The organism is Rhodococcus maanshanensis NBRC 100610 (assembly GCF_001894865.1).
GTDB classification, from domain to species: Bacteria; Actinomycetota; Actinomycetes; order Mycobacteriales; family Mycobacteriaceae; genus Rhodococcus_G; species Rhodococcus_G maanshanensis.
In genome coordinates, this window is record NZ_BCXA01000017.1 from 84,761 (window position 1) to 101,354 (window position 16,594).

The 16,594-nt window shown below is 69.8% G+C and carries 17 protein-coding genes; 10 read left to right on the plus strand and 7 right to left on the minus strand.

Annotation, left to right across the window (positions count from 1 at the left end; genetic code table 11):
- Positions 1 to 17: 17 nt before the first annotated feature.
- The 3 genes from dinB to RM1_RS09550 form a co-directional block, all read right to left on the minus strand.
- Positions 18 to 1,256, minus strand: a complete 1,239-nt coding sequence (gene dinB, locus RM1_RS09540) for a DNA polymerase IV (protein WP_072751064.1) — start codon at positions 1,254 to 1,256, stop codon at positions 18 to 20.
- 96 nt (positions 1,257 to 1,352) lie between these two features.
- Positions 1,353 to 1,943 (minus strand): GNAT family N-acetyltransferase, encoded by a 591-nt coding sequence (locus RM1_RS09545; RefSeq protein WP_072751065.1) that lies wholly within the window; start codon positions 1,941 to 1,943, stop codon positions 1,353 to 1,355.
- A gap of 85 nt (positions 1,944 to 2,028) precedes the next feature.
- Positions 2,029 to 2,838 carry a helix-turn-helix domain-containing protein gene (locus RM1_RS09550; RefSeq protein WP_092667847.1) on the minus strand — a complete coding sequence of 270 codons (810 nt, stop codon included), beginning with the start codon at positions 2,836 to 2,838 and terminating at the stop codon, positions 2,029 to 2,031.
- Between the two features lie 83 nt (positions 2,839 to 2,921).
- On the opposite strand from RM1_RS09550, the gene RM1_RS09555 reads away from it, so the two are divergent.
- Positions 2,922 to 3,332, plus strand: a complete 411-nt coding sequence (locus RM1_RS09555; protein WP_072751067.1) for an SRPBCC family protein — start codon at positions 2,922 to 2,924, stop codon at positions 3,330 to 3,332.
- A 97-nt stretch (positions 3,333 to 3,429) separates the two neighbouring features.
- A complete protein-coding gene (locus tag RM1_RS09560; protein WP_072751068.1) occupies positions 3,430 to 4,257 on the plus strand; it encodes a GA module-containing protein in 828 nt (275 codons plus the stop codon).
- 71 nt (positions 4,258 to 4,328) lie between these two features.
- Here the strand turns inward: RM1_RS09560 and RM1_RS09565 are convergent, their stop codons facing one another.
- Complete coding sequence (locus tag RM1_RS09565) at positions 4,329 to 5,126, minus strand: Fpg/Nei family DNA glycosylase (protein WP_072751069.1); 798 nt, start codon at positions 5,124 to 5,126, stop codon at positions 4,329 to 4,331.
- Positions 5,127 to 5,600, minus strand: a complete 474-nt coding sequence (locus RM1_RS09570; protein ID WP_072751070.1) for a ribose-5-phosphate isomerase — start codon at positions 5,598 to 5,600, stop codon at positions 5,127 to 5,129. It abuts the gene before it with no gap.
- A 62-nt stretch (positions 5,601 to 5,662) separates the two neighbouring features.
- Between RM1_RS09570 and RM1_RS09575 the strand changes: the two genes are divergently transcribed.
- Complete coding sequence (locus RM1_RS09575) at positions 5,663 to 6,535, plus strand: M48 family metallopeptidase (RefSeq protein ID WP_425528702.1); 873 nt, start codon at positions 5,663 to 5,665, stop codon at positions 6,533 to 6,535.
- Here RM1_RS09575 and RM1_RS09580 read toward each other — a convergent pair.
- The gene (locus RM1_RS09580) at positions 6,532 to 6,837 is read right to left on the minus strand and encodes a hypothetical protein (protein WP_072751071.1); all 306 of its coding nucleotides are present in this window, start codon (positions 6,835 to 6,837) and stop codon (positions 6,532 to 6,534) included. The two genes, RM1_RS09575 and RM1_RS09580, sit on opposite strands and share 4 nt — an antisense overlap.
- 116 nt (positions 6,838 to 6,953) lie before the next feature.
- Between RM1_RS09580 and RM1_RS09585 the strand changes: the two genes are divergently transcribed.
- The 3 genes from RM1_RS09585 to RM1_RS09595 all read left to right on the plus strand — a co-directional run bounded on the left by RM1_RS09585 (position 6,954) and on the right by RM1_RS09595 (position 10,031).
- The gene (locus RM1_RS09585; RefSeq protein WP_072751072.1) at positions 6,954 to 7,592 is read left to right on the plus strand and encodes a TetR/AcrR family transcriptional regulator; all 639 of its coding nucleotides are present in this window, start codon (positions 6,954 to 6,956) and stop codon (positions 7,590 to 7,592) included.
- 178 nt (positions 7,593 to 7,770) lie between these two features.
- Positions 7,771 to 8,973 carry an LLM class flavin-dependent oxidoreductase gene (locus tag RM1_RS09590; protein WP_245816181.1) on the plus strand — a complete coding sequence of 401 codons (1,203 nt, stop codon included), beginning with the start codon at positions 7,771 to 7,773 and terminating at the stop codon, positions 8,971 to 8,973.
- The gene (locus tag RM1_RS09595; RefSeq protein ID WP_072751073.1) at positions 8,970 to 10,031 is read left to right on the plus strand and encodes an alcohol dehydrogenase catalytic domain-containing protein; all 1,062 of its coding nucleotides are present in this window, start codon (positions 8,970 to 8,972) and stop codon (positions 10,029 to 10,031) included. The genes RM1_RS09590 and RM1_RS09595 overlap by 4 nt, the downstream gene beginning before the upstream one ends.
- A 68-nt stretch (positions 10,032 to 10,099) precedes the next feature.
- On the opposite strand, the gene RM1_RS09600 is transcribed toward RM1_RS09595, so the two are convergent.
- Positions 10,100 to 10,753 carry a DsbA family oxidoreductase gene (locus RM1_RS09600; RefSeq protein WP_072751074.1) on the minus strand — a complete coding sequence of 218 codons (654 nt, stop codon included), beginning with the start codon at positions 10,751 to 10,753 and terminating at the stop codon, positions 10,100 to 10,102.
- Between the two features lie 174 nt (positions 10,754 to 10,927).
- Here RM1_RS09600 and RM1_RS09605 point away from each other — a divergent pair, with 174 nt between their 5' ends.
- The 4 genes from RM1_RS09605 (at position 10,928) to pepN (ending at position 16,568) form a co-directional block, all read left to right on the plus strand.
- Positions 10,928 to 12,160 carry an NAD(P)/FAD-dependent oxidoreductase gene (locus RM1_RS09605; RefSeq protein ID WP_072751075.1) on the plus strand — a complete coding sequence of 411 codons (1,233 nt, stop codon included), beginning with the start codon at positions 10,928 to 10,930 and terminating at the stop codon, positions 12,158 to 12,160.
- 104 nt (positions 12,161 to 12,264) lie between these two features.
- The gene (locus RM1_RS09610) at positions 12,265 to 12,666 is read left to right on the plus strand and encodes a YciI family protein (RefSeq protein WP_072751076.1); all 402 of its coding nucleotides are present in this window, start codon (positions 12,265 to 12,267) and stop codon (positions 12,664 to 12,666) included.
- A 2-nt stretch (positions 12,667 to 12,668) separates the two neighbouring features.
- Positions 12,669 to 13,910, plus strand: coding sequence for an RNA polymerase sigma factor (locus RM1_RS09615; protein ID WP_072751125.1), 1,242 nt, complete (start codon positions 12,669 to 12,671; stop codon positions 13,908 to 13,910).
- Positions 13,911 to 13,991: 81 nt separating this feature from the next.
- Entirely contained in the window at positions 13,992 to 16,568 is a 2,577-nt protein-coding gene (pepN, locus tag RM1_RS09620; RefSeq protein WP_072751077.1) for an aminopeptidase N, read from the plus strand.
- The last annotated feature ends 26 nt before the right edge of the window (positions 16,569 to 16,594 follow it).

The following is a 16,594-nucleotide window of genomic DNA, read 5'->3' on the forward strand; positions in this document are numbered from 1 at the left end:
GAAGGTTGCTCCCACCCCTAGTCGGGCAGGATCGGCACCGTGACCCCCTGATCGCGGCCGAGCAGCACCGCCCTGGTGACGGCGGCCGAACCGAACCGGTCCCGCAGGCTGTCCAGGGTGGTGTCGAGGGAACTGCTCGAGAGCGGGCCGAACGGCAGCGCGAGTTGCTCCGCCCCACCCTCCTCCAGATTGGCGAGCGCAACCCCGACCAGGCTCAGGCCACGATCGCGGATGGTCGGCATCGCCGCGGCCAGGAGACCACGAGCCTCGGCCTGGAGCACCGCGGTCTGCGACGTGGCCTGGCCGAGGGTGTGCGAGCGGGTCACCCGGGTGAAATCGTCGAAACGCAGCCGCAGCACCACGGTCCGGCAGACCCGGTCCGCCGCCCTCAGCCGCTTCGCCACCCGATCGACCAGCGCGACGAGCGACGCCTCGATGTCCTCCGGCGACTTCGGCCTACGCCCGAGCGCGTGCTGCGCGCCGATCGACCGCCTGCGAAGCCCGACCTGGACACGTCGAGGGTCGCGGGCCCAGGCGAGCGCGTGCAGGTGCCTGCCCGCCGCCTGCCCGACCACCGACATCAGTTCGCGTTCGGGGATCTCCGCGATCTGCCCGACGGTGCCGATCCCGTAGTCGCGCAGCTTGCGTGAGGTGACGGCGCCGACACCCCACAGCCTCTCGATCGGGAGCGGATGCAGGAAGGCCAATTCTCGGTCGGGCGGCACCACCAGCAACCCGTCCGGCTTGCCCACAGCGCTGGCCACCTTGGCGAGGAACTTGGTCCTCGCGACACCGACCGTGATCGGCAGCCCGACCCGCTCGCGCACCTCCGCCCGGAGCCGGGTGGCGATCTCGACGGGGGTTCCCGAGACCCGCCGCAATCCCCCGACGTCGAGGAACGCCTCATCGATCGACACCCCCTCAACGAGCGGGGTGGTCTGCCGGAACACCTCGAACACGGCGCGGCTCGCCTCCGCGTACGCGGACATCCGCGGCCGGACGACCACCGCCTGCGGACACAGCCGCAGCGCCTGCGCCCCACTGCCCGCCGTGCGGACACCGAAGGCCTTGGCCTCGTAGCTGGCGGCCAGGACGACTCCCCCGCCGACGATCACCGGCCGCCCCCGCAGCGACGGATCGTCCCGCTGCTCGACCGAGGCATAGAAGGCGTCGAGATCGGCATGCAGGATCGTGGCCTCGGCCCTGGCCGGTTCGGAGGGCGGGGATGAAAACGCTGCACGATCGGACACGAACATATGTTCGCATCGAACGCCGACAGTCGGAAGCCCCACGGCACCCGATACGCGTCAGGCCGACAGCAGCGCCCGCACCCCGCTCGGGCCCGGCTCATCTCACTGCCGTGCCGACCCGGCCTCGCGATGCATGCGCCACACCTCGGGTCCGTCATCGATGGCGATGTGTCCTGCGATCGAGAACCCGTGACGCTCGTACAGCGGCAGGTTTCGGCGGGTCGCCGTGTCCAGCCAACATGCTTGACCCCTGCGGTCCACCTCGGCCAGCCCGGCGGCGAGCAGATCGCCGCCCAACCCACGCCCCTGCGCGCTGCGGGCCACCCCGATCGTCGCCAGAAGCCATGCGTCATCCCAGGCGCCCATCGTCGACAGCTGCGCTTCCGCCTCCACCATCCGCGCGAACCGGTCCCCATGCAGCTCGGCAATCGTCGCGAAAACCGATTCGGCCGGAGCAGGCACGTCGGGGGGAATGAAGGCGACCACACCGTTCTGATCGGCGTCGGTGTACGCGAGGCCGTGCGGCACGGCCATGTGCTCGAGGTACAACCGTTGCAGCCCGGTCACCCGCTCCTGATGCGAGTCAGCCTGGACGCACCAGTTCGTCCACGGATAGTCGGCGAAAGCCTCCCCGAGTACGGCCGCCGCGCGGTCCAGATCTTCTGCAGCCAATGGCCGAATCGAGATGTGCATACGGCACTTCATCACGACACCCGGTCCCGACGAAAGTGATTATTCGGACATTAGGCGCGACGGAGCGCCACGGCCCGCGTGCCCGTCAGGCCGACAGCAGCGCCCGCACCGCACCCGGCGTCCGGCCCAGGTGTGCGCGCATCGTCCTGGTCAGGTGGGCCTGGTCGGCGAACCCGAGGTCCGCGGCGAGGAAGGCTAGGTCCCGCTCCCCTTCCTCGAGCCGCGCCAGCGCCCGGCCCAGCCGGACCCGGTTGCGGTAGCGGGTGAGGGAGACTCCGGTCACCGCGGTGAAGGTGCGACTCAGCAGGAACGGCGACACGTCCAGCGCGTCGGCCAGCGGGATCAAGCCGTCGGATCCGGGGGCGTCCTCGAGGATCGCCTCCCTGACCGTTGCCACCAGCGCCCGGCTTCGCGGGCCGGACCGGGTCCGCGCCGGTCCCGCGTCGCCCACCACGCGCTGAACCGTCTCCCCCACGAGGCCCACCAATTCCTCCGCGACCGCGAACCCGACATCGCCACTTCCCGCAGCCAGGAGCAGTCGCCGATGCCACAGCTCCACCCGGGCGTCGACGTAGAGATCCGTGGCGGGTGGCGCGCCCTTGTCCCCCGCGATCGAGTGCCACAGCTCGGCGCCGATGTCGATCGAGGTGCAGACGTCGCCGCCGACCGGATGCGCGAACCGCTCTTCCTGGCCCGGCCTGCCGAAGTAGGCGGTGGTCCGGTCCAGCACCGATTCCACCCCGTCGGCCCGTCGCATGAACCGTCCCGCCCGCACGAGCACCAGCCGGTGATCGTCATGGCACTCCGGATCCGACCATGGGGCGTGCTCGCCCGCACAGGTCACCGCCCAGGCACTGAACTGGGGCAGTTCTGCGATCCGCGCCGCCGATTGCATGAGGAAAACGCTACGCGCGGCCACCGACACGGGTCCGCAAGAATGTTCAAGACCAGCGGCAAGGCGAGGGGCACGCTCGGGTCATGGCATACATACGTACCGAAACACTCGTCGACACCACCCCCGAGCGCGCATGGGATGCGCTCCGCGACTGGGGTGCCCTGCACGAGCGCCTGGCCGTCGGGTTCGTCACGGAGACCACCCTCGACGGGGCCGACCGGATCGTCACGTTCAGCGACGGCTCGGTCGTCCGCGAACGGCTGGTCGCGCTGGACGAGGCGACCCGGCGCCTGTCGTGGTCGATCGTCGGCGGGCCCTACGAGCATCACAACGGGTCGGCCCAGGTGTTCGCCGAGAGCGATGGCCGCACCCGATTCGTCTGGATCGCGGACGTGCTGCCGGATGCACTGGCGGACCGCACCGCGGCCATGATGGAGCTCGGCACCAGCGCGATTCGCCGAACCCTCGAGGGCGACCGGGTGCGCGGCGACTAACCGACGGGGTCGAGGCGGCGGTTCCGCGGACGGCGGGCACCTCCGGATCGCCGGTAGGCTGGGAGTCGTCCGATTTGTCCCCATGGGAAGGCCCCCAGTGGAACTCCTCCTGATCCTCGCCGTCATCGGTGTCGTCGTGTTCCTGGTGATGAAAAGCCAGAAGCGCTCCGTCGGCCACACCGCCACCCAACTCGAGGACGCCAAGGCAGACGCTCGCCAGGCGATCGAGCGGCTCGGCGGCCAGGTCTACAACCTGACCGGCTCCGACACGGCCTCGAAGCAGGCCCTCGCCGACGCCTCCGAGCGCCACATCGCGGCCGGCTCGCAGATCGACCAGGCAAACAGCCCCGCGCAGGCCCGACTCGCGAAACAGACTGCGCTGGAAGGCCTCTACTACATCCGTGCCGCGCGTTTGGCGATGGGAATGGACCCGGGACCCGAGGTTCCCAGCATCGACGGCCAGCGCGCCGCGGGCGAGGTGACCGAGAACCGCGACATCGAGTTCGAGGGCCGTCAGGTCTCCGCTTCCCCCAGCCCGTCCCCGCGCACGCCCAACTACTACCCGGGCGGTCGCGTCGCGGGTCGGCCCGTCCCGGCCGGCTGGTACTCCGAGCCCTGGTGGAAGCCGGCGCTCGTCGCGGGCGCGTGGGGCGTCGGCTCGATGTTCCTGTTCTCCGCGATGTTCGGCGGCATGGCCGGGGTGCCGTATGACGCCCAGGCCTTCGCGAGCGGCGCGGGCGACGGCAGCGACGCCGGCGGCGACGGCGGTGGCGATGCGGGCGGCGACGCCGGTGGAGATGCCGGCGCCGACGGCGGTGGCGACGCGGGCGGCGGCGACTGGGGTGGCGACGCCGGTGGTGGCGATTGGGGCGGTGGCGATTTCGGCGGCGGCGACTTCGGTGGCGGCGACTTCGGCGGCTTCTAGGCCCGGTTGACGAATTTCGGCAGGATTTCACCCGCTTTCCGGGCGAGATCCTGCCGAACTCGTATTGCGCCTCAGACCGGCTGACAGGTCGGGCACCAGAACAGGTTGCGCGCCTTCATGACCGAGTGGGCGACCGGCGTACCGCACACGCGGCACGCCGATCCCGTTCGCCGGTACACGTAGGTCCGCGGGCGGTCCTTGGCGTACGCCGGTTCGCCGTTGTCGTGCTCGGGGCGCACCACGTGCATCTTTCCCCGCCGGACACCGACCTTCATCAGCGCGACGAGGTCGAGCCACATGGCATCCCATTCGGCCGCGCCCAGCCGCGCGCCGGGGCGGTTCGGGTTGATCCCGTGCCGGAACAGCAGCTCGGCCCGATAGACATTGCCGACCCCGGCGATCACCGCCTGATCCATCAGCAGTGCGCCGATCGCGGTCTGCGACTTGGAGATCCGACGCCACGCCCGGGTGGGATCCGCATCGGGACGCAGCGGGTCGGGACCCAGCCGGTCGGCCAGCGAGCGCAGCTGGGGCTCGTCATAGATCTCGCAGGCGGTCGGCCCGCGCAGGTCGGTGCCGATCTCGGCCCCGACCATTCGCATGCGAACCTGCCCCACCGGCGCGCCCATGGGCAGCGGGAGATCGGTGAACTTGCCGTACAGCCCGAGGTGCACGTGCACGATCAGGCCCGACTCGTAGTGGTGCAGCAGGTGCTTGCCCCAGGCCTCGGCCCGGAGCAGGACCCTGCCGTCGACGCGCGCGGCGCCGGACTCGAACCTGCCCTGCGGGCTGGACACATGAACGGGAGCACCGGCGAAGTGTCGCTGGTGCTCCCGTGCGAGGCGGTGGAGAGTGTGTCCCTCTGGCACTCAGGCCTCGGGCAGGGCCGGCGGCACGCCGGTGCGCTCGTACTCCGACAGGATGTCGATGCGCCGCTGGTGCCGCTCCTCGCCCGACCACGGGGTCTCGAGGAACGCGTCGACGATGGCGAGCGCCTCTTCCTTCGAGTGCATGCGGCCGCCGATGCCGATGAGCTGGGCCTTGTTGTGCTGGCGCGCGAGCTGGGCGGTCTCCACGCTCCAGGCCAGGGCGCAGCGGGCGCCGGGCACCTTGTTCGCGGCGATCTGCTCGCCGTTGCCGCTGCCGCCGAGCACGATGCCCAGGCTGCCCTCGTCCTCGACCACGCGGCGCGCGGCGTCGACGCAGAAGGCCGGGTAGTCGTCGAGCGCGTCGTACTCGTGAGCGCCGCAGTCCACCACCTCGTGGCCGTTCGCGGTGAGATGGTCCTTGATCTGATTCTTGAGTTCGAAGCCTGCGTGGTCGGCACCTAGGTATACGCGCATGTGTCGATTCTGACAGGTCGGCGCGGCGGCCCCGGACCCGACCACGAATAGGGTTTGTCCACATGGAGCAGTTCCCACCAACGGTCACGCATGATTCGCCCGCCCACCCGGCCCCCGGATTCGCGCCGCCGCAGATGCTCCCGCCGCGGGGACTCTCCCCGTGGGGCATGCCGATCCGGCACCATTTCGAGATCCCGTTGCTGGTGCTGTCGATCGCGACCACCGTGGTGACCTACCTGGTGTCGATCGCGCTGATCGCCTCGGGCGCGCTGGAGCCGTGGGTGGTCCTCGTGCTGCTCGCGCCGATCCTGCTCTTCTTCGCACGCGGCCAGATGTACGCCGCGCAGCGCGTCAACGGCGTGAAGATGACGCCGACCCAGTTCCCCGACGGCTACCAGTTGCTGGTCGAGGCGGCCGCGCGGTTCGGCATGCCGCAGGTACCCGACGGCTATGTCATCCTCGGCAACGGTCAGATCAACGCGTTCGCCTCCGGTCACGGATTCCGGCGGTACGTGGTGATCTACAGCGACATGTTCGAGATCGGCGGCCAGGCACGCAATCCCGACGCGCTGGCATTCATCATCGGACACGAGGTCGGGCACATCGCGGCTGGCCACGCCTCGTACTGGCGCCAGCTCGGCATGTTCGCATCCAACTACATCCCGGTGATCGGGTCCTCGCTCTCGCGTGCGCAGGAGTACACCGCCGACAACCACGGGCTGTGCAACCGACCGTACGGGGCGCCGGGCGCGATCGGCGTGCTCGCCGCGGGCAAGTACCTGATGAGCCTGGTCGGGTTCGACGAGATGGCGGACCGGGCCCGCACCGAGCGCGGCTTCTTCCCCTGGCTGGTGAACATCCTGTCCAGCCACCCGGTGCTGACCTGGCGTGCCGCCGCCCTGCGGGACCGCTCCCGCCACGGGCGGGTGTTCTAACCGGCGACCTGCTCGCAGTGCGCGCGGACCCTGCGGTGATCCGAATCCACCCAGCCCTTGGACTCCGCGTACTCGATCATCGCCACGAACCGGGGCAGCCAACCCTCGCTGCGCATGGGGTGGCTGCGCACCGCGCCCTCGAGGGCGCCGATGTCGAGCCAGACGTGGTCGCCGTCGAGCGCGGCGGCGGCCCGTTCTCGGTCGCATTCGCCCCGCACGGTGACCGCCAGCTTGGTGAACTCGTCGACACCCGTCAGTTCCACCGTCGCCTCGGCCTCACGAAGGTCCACCTCGAGCTGCATCTCGCACCCGCCTCTTCCAGGGACCGATCCACAATCGGATCAGTTGATTGAATCGTTCGATCTATTTGATGCCATGACCCCGGCCCCGTCAAGGGTGGGTGTGCGAAACTTCCGACATGTCCACCCCGATCCAGAACCGTCAGGGCAACGCCACCCGAATGCGCCTGGTGAAGGCGGCCGAGAAGCTCTTCGCCGCCCAGGGCGTTGACGCCGTGTCGGTCCGGTCCGTCAACTCGGCCGCGGGGCTCGGGCCGGCCTCGGTGCACTATCACTTCGGCACCAAGGACGACCTGCTGGCGGCGGTTCTCCTCGATCTCGGCGGCGCGGTCCGCGACCAGATCCGGGTCAACGTCGACCGGCTCGCCGCATCTCCCGTCCCGCCCACCGCGGACACCCTTGTCCGCGCCGTCACGGGGCCCTACCTCGAACTCCTACTGCGCCAACGGGTCCGGGGCATGCGATGGGTCAAGATCATCGCGCAGATCTCCCAGGAGGGCCACCCGGCCCTCGAGGCCGCGGGCCAGCACCTGTCGGAGAGCCTGCTCGACCAGGTTCGCCGCGTGTATCCGGAATCGGACCAGGACCGCCTCGCGCTGCGCTGGGCGATCTCCGTGATGGGGTTCCTCCAGGCTCTGAGCCGAGCCGACGAGTGGAGCCACGGCGCGGGCCGCCTCTCCCCCGAGGACCTGACCGCCTTCTACGAGGACCTCGTCCTCTTCGTCGTCGGCGGCGTCGACCGACTGCTCGGTTCCTGACCCAGCCGGGAACCGGAAATTCGCTCCCACGCGAGAGTGTCCACTCAGCGGGAGATTTTTGGATCAGTTGATCCAGTTCGGTGATAGAACTGTCGACAGGCGGATGTGATGCCGCTCACTTTCGAACGCCGATCACCCTCGATGCCTCTCCCGAGGGCCGGCACCACCTGTCAAGGAGATGACGCTCGTGTGGACCACCGATTCGATCAACTTCGGCGCCTTCCTCGCGCCGTACCACCCGCTGAACGCCGATCCCGCGCTGCAACTGCGCCGCGACATCGACCTCATGGAACACCTCGATCACCTCGGATTCGACGAGGCGTGGATGGGTGAACACCACTCCACCGGCGCCGAGATCGTGCCGGCCCCTGACATGTTCATCGCGGCGGCCGCCGAGCGGACCGAACGGATCCGGTTCGGTACCGGGGTCACCTCACTGCCGTACCACCATCCCCTGGTCACCGCGGACCGGATCACGCAGCTGGACCTGCAGACCCGCGGCCGGCTGATCTTCGGCACCGGCCCCGGCAAGATCCCGCTCGACGCGCACATGATGGGGATCAACCCCTCGGACCAGCGCCGGATGCAGGGCGAGGCCCTCGAGGCGATCCTGCCGCTGCTGCGCGGCGAGGTCGTGAACATGGAGACGGACTGGTTCACCCTGCGCGACGCCCGCGCCCAGCTGCCCACCTACAACCCGGCGGGCATCGAGATCGCGACCGCATCGACGATGTCACCCAACGGCTCGGTCCTGGCCGGCACCCACGGCCTCTCGTTGCTGTCGCTCGCCGCCAGCTCCCCCAGCGGCTTCGACGTCCTCGACCGCAACTGGGGCGTCTACGAGAAGGTCTGTGCCGAGCACGGCCATATTGCCGACCGGTCCACCTGGCGGCTGGTCAACCCGATGTTCCTCGCCGAGACGCGGGCGGACGCAGAGCGCGCGGTGAGCCGACGAATCGACTCGATGGCGGCCTACGTCAACCGGCAGACCGGGCAGAACCCGGACTGGGCGCAGACGCCCAAGGGCATCATCGACCAATGGCGCAACGACACCCTCGGTGAGTTCGGCCAGGCGATCATCGGCACGCCCGAGGAGGCGATCGCCCAGATCGAGCGCCTGATCGAGAAGACCGGCGGCTTCGGAACCATGCTGATCCTGCACGTCGACATGGCGAACTGGGAGGACACCAAGCGCAGCTACGACCTGTTCGCCTCCGAGGTGATCCCGCACTTCAAGAACCGCAACCGCGGCCGCGAGGCCAGCCTCCAGTTCGCCGAGGACAACCGCGACTACCTCATCGGCGGCCTGGTCGGCGCGATCACCAAGGCACACACCGACTACTACGGCCAGCCCGCCGAGACCGCAGGAGCACAGGCATGAAGGCAGCACAGTTCAGCAACGGCGCGTTCACCGTCGCCGACGTCCCGGACGCACCCTCGCTCGCGCCCGCTCAGCTCCGCATCGACGTCACCGCCTGCGGCATCTGCGGCAGCGACCTGAGCATGTCGAAGGACCCGTGCCGGTTCGTGCACGTCGCCGAAAACGCCGGCTACCCGCTGGCCACCTTCGACACCGACCGGCCCGTCGTCCTCGGCCACGAGTACGCGGGCATCGTGTCCGAGATCGGCTCGGCCGTCACCGATTTCGCCGTCGGCGACCGGGTGGCGGGCATCGGGCTGGCCACCGACACCGCGACCGGCATCCCGAAGATCATCGGATACTCCAACGAGTACCACGGCGCGTTCGGCGAGCAGATCGTCGTAGACGCGTTCTGGGTCCGGCACGTCCCCGATGGACTCTCGCTCGAGCACGCCACCCTGGCCGAACCGTTGCACGTCGGCGAGATGCACATGCAGCAGTCCGGCCTCACCCCTGCCGACTCCGCACTGGTGATCGGTTGCGGCACCATCGGACTGGGCGCCATCGTCGCAGCGAAGGCCCGCGGGGCGCAGCTGGTGATCGCGTCCGAGCCGTCGCCGAAACGGCGCGAGCTCGCGGCGAAGATGGGCGCCGACATCGTCGTCGACCCGAATGAGCAGGACCCCATCGCGTTGTGGAACCAGATGGTCGCGGAGGGCAACACCCTGGTGGGCCAGGCGGGCGCGGGCATCCTCATCGCCTACGAGTGCAGCGGCCGGGCCGGAATCCTCGGCACCCTGATGCACACGATGCCGTTCAACTCACGGATCCAGGTGCTGGCGGCGCCGTTCGGCGACGAGGTGATCATCCCCGTGGTCGGGCAGTTCCGCCGGATCGCGATCAACTTCGGTCACGGCCCGTATGAGAACGCGTACGACATCACCCTCCAGCGGCTGGCCGACGGCGAGATCGACGCCGAGTCCATCATCACCGGCCGGGTCGGCCTCGACGGCGTTGCGGAGGCCTTCACCGCGCTGCGTGACCCCGAGGAGCACGTGAAGATCCTGGTGCTGCCCTAGGCGGCTCCGCCGCCCGTGCGCGGTTGACGAGTGCAGAGACTCGTCAACCGCGCACAGGCGCGTAGCGCCTACTCGAAGGAGGGGTCCTCGGTCCTGGTGCGCTTGAGCTCGAAGAAGTGCGGATAGGAGGCCAGCGCGACAGTGCCGTCCCACACCCGACCCGCGTCCTCGCCGCGCGGGATGCGGGAGAGCACCGGGCCGAAGAAGGCCACGCCGTTGACGTGGATGGTCGGGGTGCCGACATCGGGGCCGACGGCATCCATGCCGGCTTTGTGGCTGCGGCGCAGATCCTCGTCGTGTGCGTCGGTGTCGGCCGCGGACGCCAAGTCGGCCGGCAGGCCCACCTCGGCGAGCGCCTCCGCGATCACGACCGGGAAGTCCTTGTTGTCCTGATCGTGGATCCGGGTGCCCATCGCGGTGTACAGCGGCAGCAGGACCTCGTCGCCGTGTTCCTTGGCCGCGGCGATCGCGACCCGGACCGGACCCCACGCCTTCTCCATCATCTCCTGGTACTGCTCGGGCAGATCGCGCCCCTCGTTCAGGACCGCAAGGCTCATGACGTGGAAATTCGCCTCGATGTCACGGACCTTCTCGACCTCGAGGATCCAGCGCGAGGTGATCCAGCACCACGGGCAGAGCGGGTCGAACCAAAAATCGGCGGTGTCCCTGGTTTCGCTCACGGGCTGCTCCCTTGTCTTCTCGTCGCGGCTGTCGGCGCGCATCGTCTGGTGGGGACCCGCAACCGACGGGTCCATTCGTAGCCAACCACCGACCGGACCGAATGCTTCCCGGCCGAGAAGGCCCCTACCGGCCGGTGCTCGGCAGTAGGGTCGACAGCAGCCACATCCAGGACCGTTTTCGTCACCATGCAGTGTCTCGAACGGAGTGTTGATGACATGTCACCGAACCGTACGTTCGTGATCGTCGGCGGCGGGCTCGCCGGAGCAAAGACCGCGGAAGCCCTGCGCGAGAAGGACTTCGACGGCTCGATCGTCCTGCTCAGCGAGGAGGACCACCTCCCCTACGAGCGGCCACCACTGTCCAAGGAGCACGTGGCCGGCAAGAAGGCGCTCGCCGACTTCACCGTCCACCACGGCGACTGGTATCGCGACCACCACGTCGACCTGCGGCTCGGCACCACCGCCACCGCCCTCGATCGCGACGCCCACGAGGTGCGGCTGCCCGACGGCTCGACCCTCGGCTACGACAAGCTCGCGCTCGCCACCGGTTCGCGCTCACGGCGACCGCCGATCCCCGGTTCCGACGCCGCAGGCGTGCACTATCTGCGAACCATCGAGGAGTCCGACGGCCTGATCGGCGCACTCGCCGCGGGCTCTCGGCTGGTCGTGATCGGCGCCGGGTGGATCGGGCTCGAGGTCGCCGCGCAGGCCCGCGAGCGCGGTGTCGTGGTCACCGTCGTCGAGGCCGCGCCGCTGCCGCTGCTCGGGTCCCTCGGCCCCGAGATGGGCACGGTGTTCGCGGAACTGCACCGCGAGCACGGGGTCGACCTGCATTTCGAGGCCACCGTTGAGGAGATCACCACCGACGCCGGGCGGGCCACCGGGGTCCGCCTCGCGATCGGCGATGTGCTGCCCGCCGACGCCGTGCTGGTCGCGGTCGGGGCCCAACCGAATGTCGAACTCGCCGAACAGGCCGGGCTCGCGGTGGACGGCGGAGTGCTCGTGGACGCCGCCCTGACCACGAGCGACCCCGACATCGTCGCGGTCGGCGACATCGCGGCACAGCAGCACCCGGTGCTGGGCACCAGGATTCGCGTCGAGCATTGGGCGAACGCCCTCAACCAGCCCGCCGTCGCCGCGGCGACGATGCTCGGCAAGCCGGCCGAGTACGCCAACCTGCCCTACTTCTTCACCGACCAGTACGACCTGGGCATGGAGTACGTCGGGTACGCACCGACCGGCGGGTACGACAGCCTCGTCGTGCGCGGCGACGTGACCCGGCGCGAGTTCGTCGCGTTCTGGCTCGGCAGGGACAACAGGGTGCTGGCAGGCATGAACGTCAACGTCTGGGACGTGACCGACGCCGTCAAGCAGCTGATCACCGCGGGCGAACCCGTCGACCCGGCCCGACTGGCCGACCCGTCGACACCACTGGACCAGATCCTGTGACCTGAATCACATCGATATGCGGACAAGTGTGTAGTGAGAGCCGGCCGGGCTCCGTCCTAACCATGAGAGCGCCCCGGGGGCGCACCCGATCGAAGGAGCCGACAATGAAGTACATGCTGGTCAAGACCTACAGCGAGGCCGCGTACTGCGACACCCCGATGACCGCGTGGGAGCCGAAGGACATCGCGGCACACATCGACTTCCAGCGCGTGCTCGGTGAGCAACTGGCCGCATCCGGCGAGCTGGTCGAAGCGCAGGGGCTGGCAGGCCCGGACCAGGCGCGCATCGTCAGCTCCGACGGCCGCTCCGCGCCGGTGGTGACCGACGGACCGTTCCCGGAGAGCAAGGAATTCCTGGCCGGGTACTGGATCGTCGACGTCGACAGCGCCGAGCGCGCCATCGAGATCGCCGCGCAGGCCTCGGCGGCGCCGGGACCCGGCGGCAAGCCGATCGGCGAGTACATCGAGGTGCGCGCGATCATGAGTGCCCCGCCCACCGACCTGTGACCCTGCCGCCCTCCGACGACACCGAGGACCTGCTGCGCGAACTCCGGCCGCAGGTCCTCGGTGCCCTCGTCCGCAGGTTCGGCGACTTCGCCGCCGCCGAGGACGCACTACAGGAGGCGCTCGTCGCCGCCGCCACCCACTGGCCAACCGACGGCGTGCCGGACAACCCACGCGGCTGGCTCATCCAGGTCGCCCACCGCCGCATGACCGACGCCATCCGCGCCGACGCGGCCCGCCGGAACCGTGAGGCCGTCGCCGCCGGGCGGGAGCCGACCCTCGTGCCCGACATCGCCACGCCCGACCGGGACGACACACTCACCCTGTTCTTCCTCTGCTGCCACCCGGCGTTGCCGCCCGCGGGGGCGATCGCGCTGACGCTGCGGGCCGTCGGCGGACTGACCACCGCCGAGATCGCGCGGGCCTTCCTGCTGCCGGAAGCGACCATGGCACAGCGGATCACCCGCGCCAAGAAGCGTGTCGCCGCCCTGGATCGCCCGTTCGCGGTGCCGGGGTCCGGGCAGTGGCACGACCGCCTCGGCGCGGTCCTGCACGTGCTGTACCTGATCTTCACCGAGGGCCACGCCAGCACATCCGGTCCGGAGGTGCGTCGTGCGGACCTGTCGGCGGAGGCGATCCGGCTGACGCGGGCGATCCACCGCCAGCTGCCCGACGATCCCGAGGTCACCGGACTGCTCGCGCTGATGCTGCTCACCGATGCGCACCGCGCCGCACGCACCGGCCCGCGCGGGGAACTGGTCCCCCTCGCCGAGCAGGATCGCAGCCTGTGGGATCGCGAGGCGATCACCGAGGGAGTCCGGCTGACCACGGCGGCGATCGGGCACGGGCTGACGGGCCCATATCGAATCCAGGCCGCGATCGCCGTGCTGCACGCCCAGGCGGCCAGCACCGAGGACACCGACTGGGACGGCATCCTGTCGCTCTATCGCCTGCTCGCACGCGTCGCGCCGAATCCACTTGTCACCCTGAACCTCGGGGTCGCCACCGCCATGGTGCACGGACCGGCGGCGGCCCTGGACCTGATCGCCGCCCACCAGGACCAGCTGGCCGGCACCCATCGGCTGGCCGCCGTCCGCGCCCACCTGCACGAGATGGCCGGCGACACGACCAGTGCCGTCGCCGACTACACCCTCGCCGCGAACGGCACCCCCAGCGTCGCCGAGCGGGACTACCTCATCCTGCGCGCTGCCCGCCTGCGCGGCGAAGTCGGGGCTGACCGGTCGTGAGCGCGCGCATCTCGTGATGGGATGGACCCGAGAGGTCAAGCCTCGACACACATCTGTCCCCGATCACGAGGAGCGTCCGACGTGGCCCCACCGAACCTGACCCGCGAGCAGGCAGCACAGCGGTCCGCGCTGTTGAGCGTCGACAACTACCGCATCGAGCTGGACCTGACCGACGGCGACGGCAAGCCCGGCGAGCACACCTTCTCCTCCCGCACCACGGTCACCTTCGGCGCGACGGCGGGCGGCGACACCTTCGTCGACCTGATCGCGACCGCCATCCGCAGCGCCACCCTCAACGGCGCTGCCCTCGACGTCTCCGGGTACGACGAGTCCACCGGCATCGCGCTGACCGGCCTGGCCGAGCGCAACGAGCTGATCATCGAGGCGGACTGCGAGTACTCGCACACCGGCGAGGGCCTGCACCGCTTCGTCGATCCCACCGACGGCTCGGTCTACCTGTACTCGCAGTTCGAAACCGCCGACGCCAAGCGGATGTTCGCCTGCTTCGACCAGCCCGACCTCAAGGCCACCTTCGATGTCACCGTGACCGCGCCAACCGACTGGCAGGTCATCTCGAACTCGGCCGTGGTCGAAACCCTCGCCGCCACACCGGGACTGCACCAGTTCCGCACCACCCCGAAGATGAGCACCTACCTCGTTGCCCTGATCGCCGGGCCGTACGCGCGGTGGACCGACAGCTACACCGACGAGCACGGCCACATCCCGCTCGGCATCTACTGCCGCGCCTCGCTCGCCGAGCACATGGACGCCGAGCGGTTGTTCACCGAGACCAAGCAGGGCTTCGGTTTCTATCACCGCAACTTCGAGGTGCCCTACGCCTTCGGCAAGTACGACCAGCTGTTCGTCCCCGAGTTCAACGCCGGCGCAATGGAGAACGCGGGCGCGGTGACCTTCCTCGAGGACTACGTGTTCCGTTCCAAGGTGACCCGGGCGTCCTACGAGCGCCGCGCCGAGACGGTGCTGCACGAGATGGCGCACATGTGGTTCGGCGACCTCGTCACCATGACGTGGTGGGACGACCTGTGGCTCAACGAGTCCTTCGCGACCTTCGCGTCGGTGCTGTGCCAGTCCGAGGCCACCGAGTACGTCAACGCCTGGACCACGTTCGCGAACGCCGAGAAGTCGTGGGCCTACCGACAGGATCAGCTGCCGTCCACCCATCCCATCGCCGCCGACATCCCTGACCTCGCCGCGGTCGAGGTCAACTTCGACGGGATCACCTACGCCAAGGGCGCGAGCGTGCTCAAGCAGCTCGTCGCGTATGTCGGGCTCGATCCGTTCCTGGCCGGCCTTCGCGCCTACTTCAAGGAGCACGCGTTCGGCAACGCCACCTTCGACGACCTGCTCGCCGCGCTGGAGCACTCGTCCGGCCGGGACCTGTCCGACTGGGGCGCACAGTGGCTCAAGACCACCGGGCTGAACATCCTGCGGCCGGAGTTCACGGTCGCCGAGGACGGCACCTTCTCGTCCTTCGCCGTGCTGCAGGGCCGCGCGGAGCCGGGCGCGGGCGAGTACCGCGTGCACCGCCTCGCCGTCGGCATCTACGACGACGTGGACGGCAAGCTGGTGCGCACCGAGCGCATCGAGCTCGACGTCGACGGACCGCGGACCGAGGTGCCCGAGCTGGTCGGGGTGGCCCGCGGCAAGTTCGTGCTCGTCAACGACGACGACCTCACCTACTGCTCGGTGCGGCTCGACCCGGATTCGCTCGCGGTGCTGATCGAGCGCATCGGCGACATCGCCGAACCGTTGCCGAGGACGCTGGCGTGGTCGGCGGCATGGGAGATGACGCGGCAGGCCGAGCTCAAGGCCAGGGACTTCGTCGAGCTGGTGCAGCGCGGCGTCGGCGCGGAGACCGAGGTCGGGGTCGCGTCGCGGCTGCTGATGCAGGCGCACGCCGCGCTCGGCAGCTACGCCGAGCCCGGCTGGGCGAACGACACCGGGTGGCCCGGCTTCGCGAACCGGCTGCTCGAGCTGGCCAGGGAGGCCGAGCCGGGGTCTGATCACCAGCTGGCCTTCCTCAACTCGCTGACCGCGGCGCGCCTGCAGCCCTGGCACACCGAGGTGCTGCAGGAGCTGCTCGACGCCGATCCGGCGACCGTCGGGTTGCCGGGGCTGGTGGTCGACACCGACCTGCGCTGGCGGCTGGTGCAGGCGCTCGCGGCAGCGGGCGAGGTCGACGCGGACGGCTCCGAGTCGCCGTTCATCGAAGCGGAGGCGCAGCGGGATCCGACCGCGGCAGGCGTCCGGCAGGCGGCGGCCGCGCGTGCGATCCGACCGCAGGCGGCCGTCAAGGAGGCGGCCTGGGCGACGGTCGTCGGCGACGACTCCGTCCCGAACATCACCGCCCGCGCGATCATCGCCGGCTTCGCGGCGCCGGGTCAGGGCGAGCTGCTCCAGCCGTATGTCGCCCGGTACTTCGCCGAGATCCCCGACGTCTGGGCGCGCCGCTCCAGCGAGGTGGCGCAGACCGTGGTCGTCGGGCTGTACCCGGCGTGGTCGATCACCGAGGCCTCGGTCGCGGCCGCCGACGACTTCCTGGCCGGTGACCATCCGCCCGCGCTGCGCAGGCTGGTGGTCGAGGGCAAGGCCGGGATCGTGCGCGCTCTGAATGCGCGGGCCTTCGACGCAGGCTGACCTGCCCAACAGACGACTGGAGGTGC